This is a genomic window from Bacillus sp. FJAT-52991, from assembly GCF_037201805.1.
Classification (GTDB): Bacteria; Bacillota; Bacilli; order Bacillales; family Domibacillaceae; genus Bacillus_CE; species Bacillus_CE kandeliae.
In genome coordinates this window covers 354,282-376,040 of sequence record NZ_CP147404.1, presented here as the reverse complement: position 1 = coordinate 376,040, position 21,759 = coordinate 354,282, and the positions used below count along the sequence as shown (strand labels likewise).

Annotated in this window: 24 protein-coding genes; 5 read left to right on the top strand and 19 right to left on the bottom strand. The window is 37.8% G+C overall.

The features are described from left to right. Positions 1-13 precede the first annotated feature (13 nt). The 8 genes from WDJ61_RS02135 to WDJ61_RS02100 all read right to left on the bottom strand — a co-directional run bounded on the left by WDJ61_RS02135 (position 14) and on the right by WDJ61_RS02100 (position 7,983). A complete protein-coding gene (locus WDJ61_RS02135) occupies positions 14-1,129 on the bottom strand; it encodes a glycosyltransferase (protein ID WP_338752828.1) in 1,116 nt (371 codons plus the stop codon). Between the two features lie 39 nt (positions 1,130-1,168). Continuing rightward, a complete protein-coding gene (locus WDJ61_RS02130; protein ID WP_338752826.1) occupies positions 1,169-2,392 on the bottom strand; it encodes an O-antigen ligase family protein in 1,224 nt (407 codons plus the stop codon). A gap of 7 nt (positions 2,393-2,399) precedes the next feature. Beyond that, positions 2,400-3,494, bottom strand: a complete 1,095-nt coding sequence (locus tag WDJ61_RS02125; RefSeq protein WP_338752825.1) for a glycosyltransferase — start codon at positions 3,492-3,494, stop codon at positions 2,400-2,402. A 5-nt stretch (positions 3,495-3,499) separates the two neighbouring features. Continuing rightward, positions 3,500-4,945: an oligosaccharide flippase family protein gene (locus WDJ61_RS02120; RefSeq protein ID WP_338752823.1), complete on the bottom strand. Its 1,446-nt coding sequence runs from the start codon at positions 4,943-4,945 to the stop codon at positions 3,500-3,502. Between the two features lie 26 nt (positions 4,946-4,971). Beyond that, positions 4,972-5,889: a UTP--glucose-1-phosphate uridylyltransferase GalU gene (galU, locus tag WDJ61_RS02115; protein WP_338752821.1), complete on the bottom strand. Its 918-nt coding sequence runs from the start codon at positions 5,887-5,889 to the stop codon at positions 4,972-4,974. 37 nt (positions 5,890-5,926) lie between these two features. Further along, the gene (locus tag WDJ61_RS02110) at positions 5,927-6,619 is read right to left on the bottom strand and encodes a YveK family protein (RefSeq protein WP_338752819.1); all 693 of its coding nucleotides are present in this window, start codon (positions 6,617-6,619) and stop codon (positions 5,927-5,929) included. A gap of 53 nt (positions 6,620-6,672) precedes the next feature. Then, a complete protein-coding gene (gene galE / locus WDJ61_RS02105) occupies positions 6,673-7,716 on the bottom strand; it encodes a UDP-glucose 4-epimerase GalE (protein ID WP_338752818.1) in 1,044 nt (347 codons plus the stop codon). Between the two features lie 75 nt (positions 7,717-7,791). Further along, positions 7,792-7,983, bottom strand: a complete 192-nt coding sequence (locus WDJ61_RS02100; RefSeq protein WP_338752817.1) for a hypothetical protein — start codon at positions 7,981-7,983, stop codon at positions 7,792-7,794. A 259-nt stretch (positions 7,984-8,242) separates the two neighbouring features. On the opposite strand from WDJ61_RS02100, the gene WDJ61_RS02095 reads away from it, so the two are divergent. The 3 genes from WDJ61_RS02095 (at position 8,243) to WDJ61_RS02085 (ending at position 10,372) form a co-directional block, all read left to right on the top strand. Continuing rightward, on the top strand, positions 8,243-8,794 hold the full coding sequence (locus WDJ61_RS02095; protein WP_338752816.1) for a hypothetical protein: 552 nt from the start codon (positions 8,243-8,245) through the stop codon (positions 8,792-8,794). A gap of 94 nt (positions 8,795-8,888) precedes the next feature. After that, entirely contained in the window at positions 8,889-9,665 is a 777-nt protein-coding gene (locus WDJ61_RS02090; RefSeq protein ID WP_338752815.1) for an HAD-IA family hydrolase, read from the top strand. A 542-nt stretch (positions 9,666-10,207) separates the two neighbouring features. Beyond that, a complete protein-coding gene (locus WDJ61_RS02085; RefSeq protein WP_338752814.1) occupies positions 10,208-10,372 on the top strand; it encodes a hypothetical protein in 165 nt (54 codons plus the stop codon). Between the two features lie 188 nt (positions 10,373-10,560). On the opposite strand, the gene WDJ61_RS02080 is transcribed toward WDJ61_RS02085, so the two are convergent. After that, positions 10,561-12,087 (bottom strand): aldehyde dehydrogenase family protein, encoded by a 1,527-nt coding sequence (locus tag WDJ61_RS02080; protein ID WP_413789044.1) that lies wholly within the window; start codon positions 12,085-12,087, stop codon positions 10,561-10,563. Positions 12,088-12,419: 332 nt separating this feature from the next. Here WDJ61_RS02080 and WDJ61_RS02075 point away from each other — a divergent pair, with 332 nt between their 5' ends. Beyond that, positions 12,420-13,286: an SPFH domain-containing protein gene (locus WDJ61_RS02075; RefSeq protein ID WP_338752813.1), complete on the top strand. Its 867-nt coding sequence runs from the start codon at positions 12,420-12,422 to the stop codon at positions 13,284-13,286. 12 nt (positions 13,287-13,298) lie between these two features. Then, complete coding sequence (locus tag WDJ61_RS02070) at positions 13,299-13,454, top strand: hypothetical protein (RefSeq protein WP_338752811.1); 156 nt, start codon at positions 13,299-13,301, stop codon at positions 13,452-13,454. Positions 13,455-13,531: 77 nt separating this feature from the next. Here WDJ61_RS02070 and WDJ61_RS02065 read toward each other — a convergent pair whose 3' ends face one another. The 10 genes from WDJ61_RS02065 to WDJ61_RS02020 all read right to left on the bottom strand — a co-directional run bounded on the left by WDJ61_RS02065 (position 13,532) and on the right by WDJ61_RS02020 (position 21,755). Further along, a complete protein-coding gene (locus tag WDJ61_RS02065) occupies positions 13,532-14,164 on the bottom strand; it encodes a response regulator transcription factor (RefSeq protein WP_338752809.1) in 633 nt (210 codons plus the stop codon). Beyond that, positions 14,161-15,213, bottom strand: coding sequence for a sensor histidine kinase (locus WDJ61_RS02060; RefSeq protein ID WP_338752807.1), 1,053 nt, complete (start codon positions 15,211-15,213; stop codon positions 14,161-14,163). The genes WDJ61_RS02065 and WDJ61_RS02060 overlap by 4 nt, the downstream gene beginning before the upstream one ends. Next, complete coding sequence (liaF, locus tag WDJ61_RS02055; protein ID WP_338752805.1) at positions 15,210-15,953, bottom strand: cell wall-active antibiotics response protein LiaF; 744 nt, start codon at positions 15,951-15,953, stop codon at positions 15,210-15,212. Before liaF ends, WDJ61_RS02060 begins: the two co-directional genes overlap by 4 nt. An 88-nt stretch (positions 15,954-16,041) precedes the next feature. After that, positions 16,042-16,704, bottom strand: coding sequence for a PspA/IM30 family protein (locus WDJ61_RS02050; RefSeq protein ID WP_338752803.1), 663 nt, complete (start codon positions 16,702-16,704; stop codon positions 16,042-16,044). 20 nt (positions 16,705-16,724) lie between these two features. Beyond that, entirely contained in the window at positions 16,725-17,075 is a 351-nt protein-coding gene (locus WDJ61_RS02045; RefSeq protein ID WP_338752802.1) for a flagellar basal body rod protein, read from the bottom strand. 424 nt (positions 17,076-17,499) lie between these two features. Then, positions 17,500-17,694 carry a hypothetical protein gene (locus tag WDJ61_RS02040; RefSeq protein ID WP_338752800.1) on the bottom strand — a complete coding sequence of 65 codons (195 nt, stop codon included), beginning with the start codon at positions 17,692-17,694 and terminating at the stop codon, positions 17,500-17,502. A 286-nt stretch (positions 17,695-17,980) separates the two neighbouring features. Further along, positions 17,981-19,054: an ABC transporter substrate-binding protein gene (locus WDJ61_RS02035; RefSeq protein ID WP_338752798.1), complete on the bottom strand. Its 1,074-nt coding sequence runs from the start codon at positions 19,052-19,054 to the stop codon at positions 17,981-17,983. Next, a complete protein-coding gene (locus WDJ61_RS02030) occupies positions 19,051-19,854 on the bottom strand; it encodes an ABC transporter permease (protein WP_338752796.1) in 804 nt (267 codons plus the stop codon). The genes WDJ61_RS02035 and WDJ61_RS02030 overlap by 4 nt, the downstream gene beginning before the upstream one ends. Before the next feature lies 1 nt (position 19,855). Further along, entirely contained in the window at positions 19,856-20,659 is an 804-nt protein-coding gene (locus tag WDJ61_RS02025) for an ABC transporter permease (protein WP_338752794.1), read from the bottom strand. Beyond that, a complete protein-coding gene (locus WDJ61_RS02020) occupies positions 20,649-21,755 on the bottom strand; it encodes an ABC transporter ATP-binding protein (protein WP_338752793.1) in 1,107 nt (368 codons plus the stop codon). Before WDJ61_RS02020 ends, WDJ61_RS02025 begins: the two co-directional genes overlap by 11 nt. Between the last annotated feature and the right edge of the window lie 4 nt (positions 21,756-21,759).

Genomic DNA, 21,759 nt, shown 5'->3' with positions numbered 1-21,759 from the left:
CTTCTCTCCTTTATTAAGAGCTTTTACTCAATACTTGTTGATATAGTTGGTCCCACTGATCAATTACTTGCTCTAGATCATACACATCTCGGATATAATTTTTCCCACATTCACCCATTTCTTTTCTCTCTTCCTCTGACATTTCCATTAATTGCAACATATTTTCAGATAAAGACAGTGAACATTTTGGTTTGACAAGCAAGCCCGTTTGCTTATGAATAACCACTTCTTTATTTCCTCCAACATCTGTACATACAATTGGTAGACCTACACACGAAGCTTCCAGCAAAACAAGGGGCATCCCCTCCCAATCTGAAGACATAACAAAACCATCCGCCGCACTCATCAAATCAGGAATATCTTGCCGATATCCTAAAAAACGAACTCGATCAGCAATGTTCAAATCAGCTGCTAATGATTTCATTTCTTCTAATAGTGTCCCGATACCTACTATTAATAAGTAGCTTTGTTTCTTTTCGTTTAATACGTAACGAAATGATTTCAAAAGATTAGGATAATTTTTCTGTTTATCAAACCGTCCCACTGCAAGCCAAATAAAATCGTCTCCAAGCTTTAAATTCCTTCTCACTGTTGCTTTTGAAGACATTTTCTCTTGATATATATCGGTATCTACACCGTTGGGTAAAAAACGTAATCTTTCTTCAGAAACAGCTCCCACTTTAATAAAATGTTCCTTTGCTGCTTGACTAATGATTGTTATTCCATCACTCAAAGAGTTTGTATATTGCAACAGTCGCTCTCGCTTTCTGCCGCCAATATTAATATTATGAATAGTATTCACTACTTTGACTGTCGGATGAAATAGCTTCATCAATCGCGCTAATATGTTGGCATGAAAAAGATGGGAGTGAATAATTGTGATTTTTTCTTTTCTTAAAATTTTATTTAACTGTACAACAGCAGATATGCTCGCCTTTCCGCGTTCCATATCTAATGAATAGACAGTTATCCCTTCTTCCTCTAATTTTTCTCCTATTGGACCAACGGGAAGCAAAGATACAACTATCGGACGATAGTTCATATGTTTTAAACCTTTAATCATTTGGTAGACTTGCATCTCTGCCCCCCCTACATGCAGTCCAGTAATAAGAAAAAGAATGTTAACCAAACTAACCCCTCCCTCAGCATTTGTTATGGTCTATACTCATCATTTAATAGACAGTCCACTGGTTATTGATAAATAATCTTTTCCTTTTTGACTAGAGGTATTTAAACTGTTTTTTTTAGATTGGACCTTAGAATGTTCAAGTGCAATTAATGCAAATAATAACCAGGTTGGCTTTCTTAATTCCCATGTTAAGAACATGCTTGCTAACAACCAAATAGTCAATAAAACAAAAAATAGAGTAGCTTCTAAATAAGAAGTTTGACAAGCTGTATAGAAGGATATAAATAAAACAGTCAGAAATAGTATTAATCCAATAACACCTGTTTCAGCTATTACAGAAAGCAATGTATTATGGCTCAATTCACGTGTACCTAGAAATTCTTCGAGGGCAGCAGGATAAGCACCCGCACCAACGCCGAGAAGTGGTTGTTCATTAACCATTTCTAAACCTGCGAACCAAAGTTCCCCACGACCACTTAAGCTTCCTGAATTCACTTCCTCTTGAATCGTCAGTATTCGATCAAAAGCCCCATTTGGAATTACCTTCAAACCCCAAAATAGAGAAATCATGATAAACACTATTACTAATATCTTTGTTCTGTGTGATAATCGACCATATATTAATGCAATATAAAAAAGACCAAGAATAGCAACGGCAAAAGCTGTTCTTGAAGCCGTCATGATAATGGCTAGCATTCCTAGCAGGATATAAGCAGCATTCAGCCATTTCAGAATAAATGTCTTCTGCACAATCAATAAATACCAGGCCATCGGAATTCCTAGCGCCAATATTACACCTAAATCGTTAGGGTCAAACCCTTCAGCCGCGTACCGTCCATAGTTTACTTGTTCTGTATCCAGAAATTTTGAGAACGTATTAGCAATAGAAACATATGCCCCTAATATATACGTTTGTAGCAATACTCTCATTTGTTGATCGGTTTGAATAAGCTCCCATATTAACCAAATCATAACGAAAAGTTGAGCATATGTTTTAATCCGAATGAACGTAAGTTCTGGATCTACCGACCAGAGCACACTAACAGCACTCCAAACGACAAAAGCTAGCAGTAAATAATGAATGCTATTTAATGGTCTATAAATACCTGTTTTAAATAGGTGAAGTAATGTCATGATAAAAGCTAAACTGCCAATTGGACGGACAATGGTACCTAATCCATCAAAGACGACTGAATTTTCCCAAGGAATAGTAAAAACCATTAATAACAATAAATAATAGGAAAGATGAAACGTTGGAACCACCTCCTATTCACATGATTTCTAAGTATTGATGAAACACCTTCTTTTTCTCAAATGGTTGATAGGCAGCCTGTTCGTTTTGTTTAATTGGAGACTCTAATTTATTGATAATAGCTTGAGACATTCCTTCAACATCTTTAACCTGTACTAACAAACCGTACTGACCATTTTGAAGAACCTCTCTCGGGCCACTTGGACAATCAGTTGATATTACTTCACTTCCGCATGCTAATGCTTCAATTAAAACGGTAGGTAACCCCTCATATTGAGATGATAGTACAAATAAATCTGCCTTGTTCATATAAGCATAAGGGTTCACTACAAACCCTGGCATCCAAACATCATCCTTTAAACCCAAACTTTCAATTAACTCCTCTAACTGCTCTCGCTCCTGTCCTTCCCCAAGAATAATCAGCTTGGCCAACTTCTTTTGTCTGACTCGTGCAAATGCTTGAATTAAACTAGAAAAATCTTTTTCTGCTTCTAATCGACCAGTTGCTAAAATGACCGGCAATTCACTTGATTCAAACCAAGGGTGATCAATCTTTTCTTTCGCTTTCTTCATCAACCCAGCGTCTACTACTGGGTTATAGATCACCTGTATTTTTTCTTGAGGTAATTTAATTTTTCTCTGAAGATCTTCTGCCACCCCATTAGAAACAGCAATTACCTTTTCTGCTTTTCTAAAGCTCCATTTCATCAAAAAAGGGATCAACTTTACCACAAATCGCCGCGAATAATTCGTTGAAAACTGAGTCAATTGATTATGCACACTTACAAATACTTTTGTTTGAACATTGGCTAACAAAACCGCACATATAGCGATGATGTTCGTGTGGTTTAACGCCGATAATAAAGAGTCTGGTTTATATTCTTTTAAATATTGAATCATAGGAAATAAGCTATAAAGCACTCTTGATGAATTTAAATCGATAATATTGATATTTGAAGGAACTTGATCTAAATACTCTCCAATCGCTTTTGCTAATATTAAATCTACGTCATAACCTTGATCAGCAAATTCTATAGCCAAGTTTAATATCACCCGTTCTGCTCCCCCACCAACTAAAGACGGCAGAAAAAAAGCTTTTTTCTTGGTCTTCAACATCATCACCCCTTTACTTTTATTTTCAAATTCCGTTCAGCTAGTGGTAGCGCCTTTCTTATATTAAGAACATTGAACACCCAAATACCCAGCCCATAGACAATGATGCCTACTCCTATTTGAACAATTAAAGCAATGAATCCTTTCAAGTGATGGATCGGGTATAGCGCGCAAAACATAACAACAGTAATAATTACAATTTTCCATATTTCTCTTTTAGGAATGGGTAGTACAAAGTATCTTCGGCCTAACCACCAACTCATAATGGATGAAACTACATAAGCAATGAGTGTTGCCATTATCGCCCCTTTTATTTGATAAAGAGGAATCCACCAAAGATTTAATAAGATGTTTAAAGCTGCTCCAATGACTACTGGAAATACCTGCTTTATTGTTTGTTTGCTTAATTGGAAGGCTAAATCTAAGTAAAAAGCTTTAATCCCTTGTATCAAGGAAACTAAAGCGATCCATGGAATCACTACAATAGCAGCGGCTTGATAATCCGTTCCAAAGAACAAAAAAGATATATTGGGACTTAAGATTATCAAAGCGCAAACTGTAGGAAAAGCGAGTAGAAATAGTAAAACAAAGCTTTTTTCCAACTGTTTCTGTACCTCAACCTGGTCACCATTCTCCAATGTATGAATAATAATCGGATAAGACGCTAAATTTACAATTGTCATAATAAGAATTATTGTTTGTTGAGCAAAATCGTAGGTCACTGCATATAATCCCGTTGAGCTGGGGCCACTTAACCATCCCAACAAAAGCCGATCGGAACTATCAATTAAAAATCCCATTGTTAAAGTAAGAGTTAATGGTAAACCATACGCTAGTAACGTTTTGAGAATATTTCTGTTAAAATAATGAAAATTTACACCGCTCCATACTTTTGGAATCACAAATAATAATGGAATGAACATAGCCAAAATCGAACCAATTACTAATGCTGTCATTCCTAAATGAAAGCTAAAAATAATTCCAATAGAGATGACCAAAGCAAGTATCGTCTTACTTAAGTAAAACCACCCATAGCTCTTTGGAGATAACTCTGCTCGGAAAATCTCTAAATTAATCTCAAACCATCCACTAACCCATAACAAACACAAACCCAAAAGCCAAATACTGGAATACTCTTCAGCAATTATTCCAAATAAAGCGATACAACTAATAATCCCGCCTGACAATAGCATATAAGCTAAAAACGCAATGAACACTGTACTAAGAAAGAGTTTTCGTTCTTCCGTAGTGTACGAAGGGTAATATCTTAAAACCCCAAGTCTTAACCAACTTAATAAAATAGAGTTTATTAAAGAAATCGAAGCGAGCACGATCGCATAGGTTCCATATTGTTCTGGAGGTAATATCCGACTATAAATAATAATAGCTAAAAAGTTAATTAAACCTGGCAAACCTCTAGCAATAAAGTAAGTAATAAAATGTTGAATCAAAATAACTCACCTATTTCATCAATTGTTTAAGCATAGGGGGTTGCAAGATTTTTATTTAATTCTTTTTTATTTTTTTCAGCTAATAATAGTTCTTCTAGGTATTTTAACAAAGCATCCCGTAATTCTTCTCTTTGCAAAGCATATTCAATTGTTGTTGTAATAAAACCAAGCTTTTCTCCAACATCATAACGAGTTCCCATAAATTCATAGGCAAAAATCTTTTCAAATGTTTGCAGGCATTGAAGTGCATCAGTTAGTTGTACTTCACCGCCAACTCCCGCTTCTTGATTCATTAAGATATCGAAAATTCTCGGTGTCAGAATATACCTTCCCATAATAGCTAGATTAGAAGGTGCTTCTTCTACTAACGGCTTTTCTACCAGGTCTACTACAGAATGGACCCCAGCCGAATATGGTTCTACTGCTACAATGCCATATCTACCCACCTCATCCTTAGAAACAGCTTTTACCCCTACGACGCATGACTGAGTCTGTTCGTAAATATCGATCAGTTGTTTTGTACAAGGAATGCCCGCTTGCACAACATCGTCACCTAATAAAACAGCAAATGGCTCATTACCGATAAAGTTTCTTGCACACCAAATGGCATGACCCAGCCCACGTGGTTCCTTTTGACGAATATAGTGAATATTGGCCATTTCTGATACTTTTCTTACTCCCTCAAGCAACTCGAATTTTTCACGTTCTAACAAAGTTTGCTCTAATTCAAAGTGGTGATCGAAATGATCCTCTATCGCTCTTTTTCCTTTTCCTGTTACAATAATAATATCTTCAATTCCTGACTCAACAGCTTCTTCAATAATGTATTGAATCGTAGGTTTATCAACAATTGGCAGCATTTCTTTCGGCATTGCTTTTGTAGCAGGCAAAAACCTCGTACCTAATCCAGCAGCAGGAATAACTGCTTTTTTTATTGTAGTCATCTAATCTCCTTCTTCCCATTTATTATTTCAGGAGCATTTATATTCTAGTAGAGTATCTTCTTTCTCTAGAAAAAGTTTGTTCTAGATCATCGACATTCACTTCCTCTTTTCTTTTCAACTTTTTAAAGAGATCTCGTAAAAAAATCAGTCCAATGGCTATCACAATACCAGCAAAAAATGCAGTGACCATATTTAACATCGCCTTAGGCTTAACTGGCTTAGAAGCCTCTGTCAATTCGGCCGTTTTGATAACTGACACATTACTTTCACCATAGATTTTTCTTATTTCATCACTAAGAACCGATGATATTTCATTAGCTATGTCCACAGTTTTTTCAGGTTTTGTTCCTTCTACAATAATTTCAATTGCCAGTGACTCACGAACTTGTTGAATCCTTACCTTTTGACTCAGCTCATGATAAGACATTGATAAGTCCAAATTTTTAATGACTTTATCTAATACTTGGGGACTCTCAGCAATAACAATGAATGTATCTAATAACTTAAAAGAAGTTTCCATTTGATAAAAAGAAGCTGCTACATCTTCTTTTTCTTCCTTTTTAATTTCATGAACTAGCACTTTAGAAGTAGCTTGATACACGGGGGTTAAAACAAAAAAACTAATCCATCCTGCTGTTCCTGTGCAGAAACCAGTAATAGCGATAATGATTAACCACTTTTTCGCGAATAATTGTATTAAATCACCTATATTTCGTCTTTCGACATGCATATATTCCTCCCTCATTTCTCACAAATTAAATATCTTAAAATATATAGATGGGTCTAATTATTAGAATTTAAGGTTGCATGGTCTATGATTTTATAGCCATTAGGATTTTGAGTTTGCCAATTCCAAGCATCCTTACACATCTCTTCTAAACTTTTTGTTGCTTGCCACAAAAGTTCCATTTTCGATGTAGAAGTATCTGCATAACATATTGGCACATCTCCTTGTCTACGCCCACCAATACTATAAGGAACTTTCTTGCCGGTAGCTTTCTCAAATGCCTGAATCACCTCCAGGACACTATAGCCTCCCCCAGTACCAAGATTGTAAGTATAGTAACCACTTTCAATCTGCACTTTGTTCAATGCTTTTATGTGTCCTTTGGCAAGATCGACGACATGAATATAATCCCTTATACATGTGCCATCAGGTGTAGGATAATCATTACCAAACACTTTTAGCTCATTTAATTTTCCAATCGCTACTTGAGTGAGGTAAGGCATTAAGTTGTTTGGTATACCATTAGGATCTTCCCCAATTTCTCCACTCTGGTGAGCTCCAATTGGATTAAAATATCTCAGCACAACACAACTCCATTTTGGATTAGCTTGGTAATAATCAGCTAACATTTCTTCTATCATTAACTTCGTTCGTCCATAAGGATTGATCGCTTTAGTTATGGAGTTTTCAGATAGAGGCATTGGTTGACTACTAGCGTAAACAGTTGCTGAAGAGCTAAATACTATTTTTCTAATCTCGTATTGATCCATTACTTCTAATAAATGAAGGGTACCCATGATATTGTTTTGATAATATAAATGGGGATGTTGAACGGATTCTCCCACTGCTTTTAAGCCTGCAAAATGAATTACTGCCTCAATCCTATTTTTTTGAAAAACCATCTTAATAAAATCTTTGTCTAACAAGTCTCCTTTATAAAACATAAAGCTTTTGTTTGTCATTTCACGAATCCTTGTTAATACTTCTTCACTACTATTCGAAAGATTATCAAGCACAGCAATCTCATAACCATTATTCAGTAGCTCTACACATGTATGACTACCTATGTATCCGGCACCACCTGTTACTAAAATAGTCATGACGAACTCCCCTCTACTTTTTTGTCCCCCAATAAAAGTCCCCTTCATATTCCCATTAAAATCAATAAATTGTTCTTAATAATGAACAATAGGTGTGTAAAAAAAGACACCTTTCAAAAGTGCCTGCTCTTCTATTGGCCAAATATTTATTCTTATATAAAGAACTTCCTCTTTAATTTCCCCTTTATTAATGATCCTTTCAACAAGTTGTTCTTTATAAAGAATATTATAAAGAACAATGTATTTTTTGTAAACTACTTCTTTCATTTTGGCTATACCTTTTGAAAAGCATAAATTGATGAAACATATATTTATTAGTAAGATTCTAAAATCGTTTATTCATTACCGATTTCTAACTATTATTTTATTGCTAAACTGTTTAACTTTTTCCTCCTCGACAAAACTATTAACTAATCAACAAAACTAGTGAAAGGAGTTTTCTATTTGGCATGGAATCTGTTACAAACGGAAAAAACACGGAAAGGGTCTATTGTTAAATAATTATCTTGATGCGGAGGGATGAAGGATGGAACAGGCCTATTTCAGCTCAGAGGTTGCCAAAAGTCTAGGAGTTGGAGCCAGCACATTACGGAAATATTCACTCGCCTTAGAAGCAGCAGGTTACTATTTTGATAGAGGCATTAATAACTCTCGCGTGTTTTATCAAAAAGATATTATTGCCATGCAACGTGTATTCAAGGCAGTTCAAGATCAAAATATGTCCTTGGATGCAGCTGTTGAACTAGCTGTAAAGCAACAAAAAGAAATAGTCCCAACCCAAACGAATGACAAACCCACCATACATGACGAGCCACTGTCTACAAGAATTGCTAAGCTTGAAGAACAACAGCAAACGCTGATTGATGTCAATAAACAACTAGTTAAAGAACTAGCCCAATACCAACGATGGATGAAGGAAAAGGTCGAAAGTATGGAACACCAAGATATCGCAATTCGAGATCGATTATTGTTAGCTAGTATGCAAAATGAGCGAATAAAAAGAGAAATACCCGTTTACCACCTTTCATCTTTCTTCTCCTGGTTTAAAAGAAAAAAGAATGTATCTTCTTTTAATTAACGATCTCTCTTTACTTTCCACCTTGGCTCAGAAGGATTTTGTTTAGTTTTGTCGAATATATTCCTCATCACTATTAAATGAGGGAGTTTATCAAATGAAGAAAGCCATTTTTTTTGATTTAGACGACACGTTATTAAATGACCGCAAAAGTATTCAAACCGCTTTTGATATCACTTGCCAAGAATTAGCGGAAAAATACGACGTAGAAGCCAAAACAATTGAAGAACATGTGAGAGCAGCTGCTCGAGAACAATATGAAACATATTCTTTTTTCCCAATCACTATTCAAATTGGTATCAACCCATTTGAAGGTCTGTGGGGGGATTTTGGGGATGTCCATCATTATCAATTTCGCCGCATGGGAGAACAAATTAGCGATTATCAACTAAAATCATGGGAAAATGGTTTAAAGAAAATAGGAATTGAAACGGCTGCCGCTTGGGCAAAAGAACGATTCCGTGAAGTTCGTCGCCAGTCTCCTTTTGTTTATGACGAAACCTTTAAAGTACTTGATGAATTAAAGGATAAAGGCTATCGTCTCTTGCTTTTAACAAACGGTGCCCCATCTCTGCAATTAGAAAAGTTAACGATGACTCCTGAACTCGTTCCTTACTTTGAACACATTGTTATTTCTGGAAACGTTGGCTTCGGTAAACCGGATCCTGTTATTTTTGAACATGCTTTGAGATTAATGGACCTGTCACCACAAGACGTGTTAATGGTTGGAGACAATTTAAGCACGGACATTTTAGGAGCCACACGAGTGGGAATGGATTCCGTTTGGATTGACCATAAAGATGGGAAAAAAGTGGATGAAGCTAAACCTACTTATACAGTAAATAGACTTCAAGAATTGCTAGATATTATTTAAGCGACCGCTGAAAAATAATTCATAAAAAAGGGGGGCCAAAAAGTCTGCGTCGCAAACTTTTTGGCCGATACTTCTTATTTAAAAATGCCATTAAATTAGTTTTTTTGCACCTGTCGCTTCGCTTTCGGTGCAGAAAAGAGACCGTCTCAACTACTTATGAGACGGTCTCTTTTTTGTTATTATTCTACTCCACCTTCTCCACTCATCATACCACCGATTGCATTCGTCACTTGAAAGCCTTTATTAAAGAACTACGGCTACCATTTCTACAAATTATCAAATATTCGACATGTTTCACGTGTAACATGTCGAATATTTGATTACAAAAAAGACTGACTCATGTATTAACGAGGCAGCCTTTCCTTTTGCTTCTTTATTCCATATAGAAAAAGTTTCAATAAAGTGAAACTTCAATCAGTGGGGGTCTTACAGCCCGTTAATGCGGGATAAAATAAAAAATACAAATTTCAACACCCTTCTAGGAACTTTTTACTTGTTCCCTCCGTATAAGAAGACAAATCCTTTTAAAGGAGGGATAAAGTTTGGAAAAAAGAAAGAAAAACAAGAAAAAAGAGCATCAAGAAATGACAACCGAAATTGGCGCCACCATATTAGAGTCTGTTCTTGTTGAATTAATCGTTTGGCCGTTCCGAATTCTTTTTAGAATCATTGGTGCGTTAGTCCGTTCAGTGGTAGATTTCTTCTAGTCTTTTTTACTTTCTATTTTGACTTGGCCGCCTTCCTTTGCGAGCACGTGAACAATCGCTTGACCCCCTGATAAAATCCCCATCTCCCATTCCCCTCTTTCTAGACAACAATTATAAAAATATTGTTAGTAAGATGAATTTACATAGAACAGCCCTTGCTTTGTTCCTGCAAGGGCTGTTTTCTATTCTTAATAGTTATCAATCTGTGCTTTTTGAATTTTTCCGCTGTAATCTACATAGACAGACTTCCATTCTGTGTATACATCCAAAGAGGCGACACCTGAATCCCGATGTCCATTTCCTGTTCCTTTCGTTCCTCCAAACGGCAAGTGAATTTCCGCTCCAGTCGTACCTGCATTAATGTAAACAATTCCTGTATCTAAATCTCTCATCGCTTGGAAAGCTCGATTCACATTGGCGGTAAAGATTGAACTAGACAGTCCAAACTCTACACTGTTATTCACTTCAATTGCCTCTTCTAAGCTTTTAACTGGGATAATTGAAGCGACTGGCCCAAAAATTTCTTCTTGAGCAATTCTCATATCTGATTGGACATCTGTAAATAATGTGGGTGCGTAGAAGCTTCCTTTGTTGAGGCCATCCTTTGTGACAATTTCACCGCCACAAAGCAGTTCCGCCCCTTCTTTCTTGCCAACTTGTACATACCCATGTATTTTCTCCAAAGATGACCGGTTAATAACTGGTCCCACATGAACAGACTCATCTAGGCCATCACCAAGCTTTAACTCTCCTATTTTTTCAATCAGCTTCTTTTCTAATTCTTCTTTCACCGATTCATGAACGATAATGCGGCTGCAGGCGGTGCATCGCTGTCCACTCGTTCCAAATGCACTCCAAACAATACCATCCACTGCAAGATCCAAATCGGCGTCTTCAAGAACTGTCACCGCATTTTTCCCACCCATTTCAAGGGAAGTACGCTTTAACATACCACCAGCACGCGCATTAATCATCTTCCCTACTTCATTAGAACCAGTGAAAGAGATAAGATCAATATCCGGATGATCAACCATCGCATTCCCTACAACACTACCGGATCCATGAACGAGGTTAATCAATCCTTTTGGAAGGCCTGCTTCTTCATAAATTTTCACAAACTCTCCAGCCAATATCGGTGTTTCAGACGCTGGTTTCCAAACGACAGCGTTTCCAGACACGAGGGCTGGGAGCGACTTCCATGCCGCAATCGCAATCGGAAAATTCCACGGCGTAATCAATCCAGCTACACCGACAGGCACACGAATACTCATCGCAAACTTATTGCGCAGCTCGGATGGAACTGTATCACCGAATAAGCGGCGCCCCTCTCCTGCCATATAATAAGCCATATCAATGGCCTCCTGAACCTCACCTCTCGCCTCAGCAATGACTTTTCCCATTTCTCTCGTTAAGATCTGCGCCAATTCTTCCTTGCGTTCTTTCAGTAAAAAAGCTACTTTGTACAATACATCTGCACGTTCAGGGGCCGGTACATTCCGCCATTCCCTTTGCGCTCGCTTTGCTGCTGCCACCGCTTGATTGACATCTGCTTTTGTCGACTGAGTCACTTCCCCAAGTACTTCTCCGTTAACAGGATTCGTATTTTGTTTGAACTTTCCAGATTCAGACGCAATCCACTCACCATCGATAAAATTGACATACTGCTTCACTTTCATTCCGCTTTGAATATTGTCTGTCATTGTTTCATTTTTCATATAAAACGTCTCCCTTCCGTTATTAGAAATCGTTCATTACGTTTTCCACTCAAGATGAGAATCATCATATTCATAATCTAACTTTATCTACTTTTCTTTTAATAAGCTATGGTTTTATTGAACAAAAATTCCGTCTATTTAATAAGGTGAATCTGTTTATTTTTCACCAATCGAAATGATGAAGAACAAAATCACCTACTTGGATATAGCGACGTTTCTCTTAACAATTACCTTCTTTAAGGCTTGAAAATAATTTTTCAAAAAATTTGATTAAATGATATTTAAGTGATATCATAATGATAACAAATAAATATTATTAGGAGGGATAACTTATGCAAGAAAAGGATATTCTTAAATTAAATGGTTTTGTGGGCGTGATCGTTGCTGTGATTGTAGCTGCGATAGCGATCTTTTCCTTTAGGGAGTTTGTTATTTCTGATAATATAGTAATGTTAATCCTCGCTATTGTATTACTGGTAATCGTTGGTGTGACTGCAACTGGGTTTACCATCATTCAACCGAATCAAGCAAAAGTCTGCACACTGTTTGGAACTTACTTAGGTGTCATTAAACAAGAAGGTTTTTGGCTCACTATCCCATTAACTTTACGAAAGAAAGTGTCACTTCGCGTGATTAACTTCAATAGTGATCGATTAAAGGTGAATGATTTAGAAGGAAATCCGATTGAGATTGCGGCAGTCGTCGTCTATAAGGTTGTTAATTCAGCAAAAGCTGTGTTTGATGTGGAAGATTATCATCAATTTGTACACACTCAAAGCGAGGCAGGTCTGAGACATATTGCTAGTCAATACCCATACGACAACTTTAATAATGATTTTGAGATCTCACTTAGACAGCACTCAGATGAAGTTGGAAATGAGTTAACTAGAGATCTTCAAGAAAGGTTAAAGCTTGCAGGTGTGGAAGTGATCGAAGCAAGAATTATGCACCTTGCTTACTCAAGTGAAATCGCTTCTTCTATGCTTCAACGCCAACAAGCAAAAGCAGTGTTAGCTGCTCGTAAAGTCATTGTCGATGGAGCCGTTTTAATGGTAAAATCAGCGATTGATGAACTAAGTAATGAGAATGTTGTCGATCTTGATGAGGAAAAGAAAGCCCAAATGGTGAATAATTTAATGGTTGCTTTAGTATCTGAAAAAGGAAACCAGCCAATCGTCAATACGGGCACCATTTACTAAGGTTGTGATAGAGTGGCTGAGAAAAAACGTTTTTTACTCCGCATCGATCCAAAATTATATGATGCATTAGAAAAATGGTCAGCTGATGAATTTCGTAGCGTCAATGCGCAAATCGAATTGCTCCTAAAAAAAGCACTATCCGATGCAGGAAGAATAAAAAAAGATTAAAAATTTTTTAGCTAAACGAAAAAGCTCCTATCTTAATTCGAATTAAGATAGGAGCTTTTTCTATGATCAAACGCCCATTATTTCACCAGGCCATTTTGAAAGGCATAGATCACAGCTTGGGTTCGGTCTTGAACTTCAAGCTTCGATAAAATATTGCTGACGTGTGTCTTTACTGTTTTCAAGGAAATAAACAATTCATCAGCAATGTCCTGATTGGCTTTTCCTTGAGCAACAAGTAACAGCACTTCTCTCTCCCGCTCGGTCAGTTCTTCATGGAGAGGTGTTTTTTGTCCTTGACGCATACGCTTCATCATTTTCCCCGTCACTTCAGGCTCGAGGACTGGCTCACCTGCATACGTTTTCCGAATGGCCTCAGCAATGACGCTTGCTTTTGATGTTTTCAAAAGGTAGCTAACCGCACCAGCTTCCAATGCCGGGTACACTTTTTCGTCATCTAAAAAGCTCGTAACAATAATAATCCGCGCGTCAGACCACTCTTTCATAATCTTTTTTGTTGCTTCGATCCCATCTAGCTTCGGCATGACAAGATCCATTAAAATAATATCTGGCTTCAACTGAAGCGCCTTCTCTACAGCAACCTCTCCGTTTTCCGCTTCCGCTACTACTTCAATATCAGGCTGTGCCATTAAATAAGCGGACACGCCGATGCGCACCATTTCGTGGTCATCTACAAGAAGCACCTTGATCATTCATCATTTGCCCCCTTGTCTTCTGTTTGTTTGAGTGGAACTTTCACTTCTAGCTTTGTCCCTTGTGTCGGCAGTGAAATAATTTTCAATGTTCCACCAATTTCAACTGCTCGTTCATGCATATTTTGTAACCCATAAGAACCTGCTTTATCTTTTTTAACGTCAAAACCGACACCATCATCACTGATTCGTAAAATGACAAAGCCATCACGCCAAACGTTCAATACATCTAAACGGCTGGCTTTTGCATGACGCAATGTATTCGAAATAGACTCTTGAATGATGCGAAATAAATGATCTTCCATCCCTCGATCCATGTCAATTTCTTCTACCGTCCAATGAATAGCAAGAGGTACTTTTTGAGAGAGTTCTAGTAACAGCTCATCAATACCCTCTTTGAGCAATTTTCCGTTTAGAGGAACAGGACGTAAATGTAGTAGCAGTGCCCTCATCTCTAGCTGGGATTGCTGAATCATTTCTTCGACCATCGCCAGCTGCTTCGTCTCCAAAGGATTATGAGACTCTCTATTCTCATTCACCGCCGACATCATCATTGAAGCGGCAAACAGTTGTTGGGAAACTGAGTCGTGTAACTCTCGAGCTAGACGCTGTCTTTCCTGTGACACCATTTCCTCAATAAGACTTTCCTGACTTTCCGTTTTCTCCAGTACGAGTCGCCTAGCCGCCAGTTTTTGCTCTGCTACCGTCTGCTCTAATTGCTGAAATTTCTGTTCAATACCCGCAAATTCAGCTGTTAGCTTTGTTTCATCACTAACTGCATCCTTACCAGTTACTAATAAGTCAATCCGATCCTCTAGCTTTTTAAAAGCCGACCATTGTAACCATCCATACAGCAAACTAAAGAAAAAAGCGCTGCTAATAATAGCTACAACAAGAAAGACAGCAAACGGAAAGTCAAATATTTTTTTCTCAATATAGACTTCCCAATTTGGCTGCGGAAAGCTAACGACAAAAGCGGAAAGGAGGATCACTGAGATGACCAAGCTGACGAAAAAAACTTGCCTAAATTGCTTGGCAAATACATTCATACCCGGTTCACCTCCAAGTCTCCAAACAACGTGGATACAAGAATCACAACCACACTTTCTGCTCCTTCTTGCTCTACTTGTCGTTGATCTTCATAGTAAAAAGTATCATTCCAAACAGAGGTAGGAAAACGTTGAAACAAACTAACATTTCCGGCCAAAGCTGCATATCTAATACGGATTGGTGTCTCGTAAGGAACATCAATTTTCACTTTGCCCATAGCTTGTCTAATTGAAATGACAGCTGTTCCTTTAGGTAAAACCGTGTTGCTTACATCAATATGAATGTCGCCAAGTCCTCCTTGAATATGAATATCTTTCCATTCATAAGGTTGTTCTGGCGTAGATTGAACAGAAAATAAGCGGCTTTTCATAAATGGATGATTCATCGACTGACCGGATTCAATCTCTATAGACGGAATATTTTCAGAAACAAGCGATATTTCTGCCGGATGTTTTTTAGATTGGATCACACGGTACAACATATAAGCGACTGCTGCAATCACTAACATTCGCAAACTGCTCATGTTTAATATCATAATGAATATTAAGAAGACCCCAAACCAAAACAATAACCGACCAAACCAGTTTTTTCTCCACCTTCTACCAAAGTAGAGCATCGCCATTCCGAAAAAGAGGGAAAAGACAATTTCCACATCAAAAAAGGTTGCCTCAATTAAAATCATTAGTAAAGCTGAAAGCAAAAATACAGTCAGCATATCTGTCCGTTTGAGTGATGACACACTTTTCCTCCTTTCTCGAAATACGAGGATTGATTAAGGTAAAACAAACTCGCTAATGCGAGTTTGTTTTACTGCCTTCAGTAATAAATCATAGCACATTTTGGTCTAACTGTGCGCTCTTTTCTACTTGACGCGCTTGGCGTTCAAGTTCTGCTAGGCGAACATCCATCACGGAAGTTTCATAGCGGCGATTCACCTTATTTTCTAAGTTATCTATATAAATCTCCAGTTCTTCAAAGCGGCCAAATGGGCGGTTGGTTTCATTCGTATCGTCAAGTAGCTTATTCATACTGTGATGTGCTCTAGCTACATTCTCACGACCCATCAATTCTAATCGACGAACATTCATATCCTTTAATTTATGCTTCATCTCTTCCGCTTTGCTCTCGAGAGTAATTAGCTGTTGTTGCACAAGATCAATGGATTCCTCCAAACGCACAACACGTTCTTTATACACTTCAGCTTCATGTTTTGCAAATGTCTCCAGTTCTTCTTCTCCAGCTTGTCCCGCAACGATCGCTTGTCTACTTCTTCTTTCCTCTAGATGGCGAGCATTTCGCAGTTCGCGTTCAAGCTCTTGTTTCAATAATTGCTGGCGTTCTAACAACTTAACCGCTTTCTCTGTTTCTTTTTGTGCTTCGCGTAAGTATTGATTGAGCATAGCAATTGGATTCTTTTTCTCTTTCTCCTCCACGAATTCAAATAACCCTGCTTCTACAACTCTTCTGAATTTAGTAAAAATGTTTGTCATTTCACTCTCTCCTCTAATAATTATTTTGTCAATTGTTTCCATTCTTTTTCAAAATTAATAAATGGATCATTCTCTTCCTGAACTTTCACTAACTCTTCGTCATCTTCGTTCCACTTTTTATAAACTAAGTACAGAACAGCCAGTGCGCCAACTCCTAGAAGAGCAGGAACATTTCCAACAGCAGTAAAGAATGCTATGATCCCAGCCATTCCCCAAAATGCTTTTAACAATTTTGAAGATGGTTTTTGAAATTGTGTCCATGCGACATACATGATTCCCGCACAGATGACTAGGGCAATAACAGGTCCTAAACTTGCAGCAGCGATGATGGCAGCTAGTCCACCTACACAAAACAACATCACCTTTTTCATTTATTACTTCCTCTCCTTTCGTGATCTTGTTTATATCTTACCGTCGATTCATACTTTTCATAACGAGCCCAAGATGGAACTTTCACTCAGACCTGAGACCGAGAAAAGCAAAAGTCCCTGTTTAGCGGCGTATGGACTGGATGGAGCCGCACGGATTTATTTCTATAAAGTGAAACTTCAATCAGTTGGGGTTTTCTTCATCCCCCACTGATTGTTAGTTGAACGGATCGGGCGTTTACGGGCTGTTGATCCCCCACCTACATCCCTGCGCTCCTTCTGCCATGTTGAGGTGGGGGTCTTACTGCCCGTTAATGCGGGATAAATAAAAAAACCCCTATCAACATAGAGGAATAACCAGTGCTCGATTCATTAAATTTTTGAAGTGACTCGTTTCTTTATCTATACATTTGATCATTTCATTTTGTTAAATCCCTATAGCTCCCCAAAAAGCTATGACGATCCAGAACATTTTCACTATGCTAGAAGACGGCTTCTGAAATTGTTCCCATGCAATATAAATGATAATGGCTGACACGATTAAACTAAGTGTTGTTCCAAGACTCGAGATGAGCATTAATAAGGCTACTTCACAGGTATGAAAAAATATTGCCCTATTCATTACTTTCTCTCCCCTCTTCTTATTATCTGTTTATTAAGTTACTATTATAAGTTACTATCCATAACAATCCAGAGATGGAACTTTCCCTCAGACCTAAGACCGAGAAAGATGTCTGATGACAAAATCGGGCGGAACTTAGGCAGAATTAGTCGCTATTGATCTCTAATCAGTCGCGGATCGCCAAGAATCAGTCGGGACAGAGAAAAATTAGGCGCAAGAGCAAGACGATCAGTCGCCTGCTCAATATCCCCACAAAAAAAGTGCCCCACTAACGGGACACTTCCTCTTACTTCCTATGCATTTTAAATTCTAAAAACAGTTCATTATAGTAAGCCAACATTTGCGGGCCTAGGTTTTCGTACACTTCCAGTCTTTCTGTCATTTCAGCATTTGGGTAAAAGCGTTTATCATTTACCACTTCTTCAGGCATATACTCAAGCGCCTTTTTATTCGGTGTGGAGTACCCGACATATTCTGCATTTTGCGCTGCGACTTTCGGGTCGAGCATAAAGTTGATAAATTGATGAGCAGCCTCGACGTTTTTCGACGTTTTTGGAATGACCATATTATCAAACCAAAGATTCGAGCCTTCTTCTGGTATAACATATTCTAAACTATCATTTTCAGACATAACATCAGCAGCGGTACCAGACCAAACGACGCCAATTTTCGCTTCGTTATTTGACATCAGTAACTGAATTTCATCTCCAACAATCGCTTTTACGTTTGGTGTAAGCTCATCTAGTTTTTCCTTCGCTTCTATTAGATGTTCTTTATTTGTATCATTTAATGAATAGCCTAATGTATTTAAGCCCATACCGATGACTTCACGAGCTCCATCTACTAAAAACACATCATTTTTATAGCTTTCATCCCATAAATCATTCCAAGCAGTAATCTTCTTTCCATCCATTAAATCTTTATTATAAAGAATGCCAACTGTTCCCCAAAAGTATGGGATGGAATACTTATTTCCTTCATCAAATGCTAAATCCATAAAGCGCGGATCAATATTTTTTAAATTAGGCAATTGACTATGATCTACTGGGATCAGCAGATCATTTTTTTTCATTTTATCGATGGCATACTCAGATGGAATGGCAATATCGTAAGCTGTTCCACCTTGTTCAATTTTCGTCATCATTGCCTCGTTCGAGTCAAACGTTTCATAGATCACTTTAATACCTGTTTCTTTTTCAAATTGCGTGATTAAATCTGGATCAATGTAATCACCCCAGTTATAAACGGTCAGTGTATTACCTGCTGTTTGCCCCGTCGAAGCATTAAGTCGAGAAACGATATACATAAGGATAAAGGCAATAGCCAAAACGGCGATTAGACCACGAATTAATTTATTCATTTTCGTGCCCCCCATCCAGTTGATCGATTATTTCTTTGAGTAATAAAGTAATAGCCAAGCACAAGAATGACTGTTAATAAGAATAACAATGTCGATAAAGCATTAATATTTAAAGAAATTCCGCGGCGAGCCAATGAATATATCTCAACTGATAATGTACTAAAGCCATTTCCCGTTACAAAGAACGTCACAGCGAAATCATCCAGAGAATAAGTCAAGGCAAGAAAGAAACCTGCAAAAACTCCCGGTGAAATATACGGTAAAATGACTTTTGAAAATACATCCCATTGACTGGCCCCTAAATCACGAGCCGCGTCAATTAACGATGTGCTCATCCCTTGCAGCTTTGGCAACACCATGATGACCACAATCGGAATGGAAAAGGCAATATGCGATAACAGCACAGACATAAAGCCAAGCTTAATACCAAGCATCGTAAATAAAATTAAAAACGACGCACCGATAATAACATCGGGACTAACGATTAAAACATTATTAAATGAGAGCAACGTATTTTGAACGATCCGCTTTTTCATAGACACGATCGCTATAGCTCCAAGCACCCCGATAACCGTGGAAATAGCTGCGGATAAAAGAGCGATAATAATCGTATTTAACACAATAATCAACAAACGTGTATCTTGAAATAATTCCTTATACCAATCTAATGTAAAGCTTTCAAAATCATTCATCGTCCCACCGCTATTAAACGAGTAGAACATTAAGTAGAAAATAGGTGCATAAAGAACGACAAACATAAAAATTAAATAAGCCTTTGACCAAGCGGTGTTTTTCTTCATATTATAAAGTCCCCCGCTTTCTCGTGCTGGTCATCAACATGATAACCACCATTGTGATAATTAAGAATACGGCAATGGCTGAACCCATTCCCCAGTCTTGCGTGACAAGAAAATGTTGTTCGATCGCAGTTCCGAGCGTAATCACACGGTTTCCGGCGATCAAACGAGTGATCATAAACAGCGACAAGGCCGGAATAAAAACAGCTTGTATCCCTGACTTCACTCCGTCTATCGTCAGTGGAAATACCACTTTGCGAAACGCTGTCCAAGCGGAAGCTCCAAGATCACGTGAGGCATCTATTAATGTTGGGTTCATCTTATCTAACGCATTAAAGATCGGCAAAATCATAAACGGAATAAAAATGTAAACAGACACAAAAATAAAGCTAAAGTCTGTAAACAAAATTTGTTGCGTTCCAATTCCGATCAATTCTAAGAAATTATTAGCCGCTCCATAAGTACCAAAAATACCGATGAAAGCATAAGCCTTTAACAGCAAGTTAATCCAAGATGGTAGAATAATAAGCAATAATAGCAGTTGCTTATGCTTTGACTTCGTAATGATATAAGCAGTAGGATAAGCGACAAGCAAACAAAAGCCCGTAATTAAAAAAGCATACCAGAAGGAACTAGCAATCATTTTTAAATAAACCGGGGTGAAAAACTTCTCATAATTTCCAAAAGTAAAATTTCCATCTAAATCTAAGAAAGAATAGTATACGACTAACAGAATCGGAGTAACGACAAACAAGATAATCCAAAGAATATATGGAAATAAATATAAACTACGCGTCTTATTTCTCATGGCTGACCTCATCATAAGATTCTAGTCGTTTATCAAACTCTTCTTCTGTTTCACCGAGTCGCATAACATGAATCGATTCTGGATCAAAATTCAGTCCAATCGCATCACCGACCGTTGCTTTTTTCGTTGAATGCACCAGCCATTCATTTTGTTCCTCATCATAGCAAAGCATTTCATAATGAACCCCACGGAAAAGCTGGGAAACAACTCGCGCTTGAATCTTGCCTTGGTTCCAATCGGTAATCTCTAAATCCTCCGGCCGAATGACAATTTCCACTGGTTCATTTGCGTGTAATCCCTGATCGACACACTCAAACATCTTTCCAGCAAACTCCACCTCAAAATCTCGGATCATTTTACCCGGCACAATATTAGACTCCCCAATAAAATCAGCCACAAATCGGTTAATCGGTTCGTCATAAATATCTGTCGGCGTCCCACTTTGCTGAATCTTTCCTTCATTTAAAACAAAAATCTCATCAGACATAGCTAGTGCTTCTTCTTGATCATGTGTCACAAAAATAAATGTAATACCGAGCCGTTTCTGTAAATCACGAAGCTCATACTGCATTTCCGTACGCAATTTTAGATCAAGAGCAGATAACGGTTCATCTAGCAAAATCACTTCAGGCTCATTGACAATCGCCCGTGCAATCGCTACACGCTGACGCTGTCCTCCTGACATTTCCGTTATTTCACGATTCTCATATCCATTTAAGTTCACAAAGCGCAAAGCCTCTTTTACCTTTTGATCAATATCTGCTTGGTTCATTTTTTTAATGCGTAAGCCAAAAGCTACATTTTCGTACACATTTAAATGAGGAAATAAGGCATAATCTTGAAATACCGTATTGACTTGACGTTTATTCGCTGGAACATGATTAATCCGATTTCCATTAAAGAAAATATCCCCTTCTGATGCCTCAGTAAAACCAGCAATTAAGCGTAAAATCGTCGTCTTCCCGCATCCAGAAGGACCGAGAAGCGTATAGAACTTTCCTCGCTCAATTTCAAAGCTTACATGATCGAGAACAACCGTATCGTTGTCATATTGCTTTGTCACTTGATCAAAGCGAATAATTACATTTTCACTCATAGTG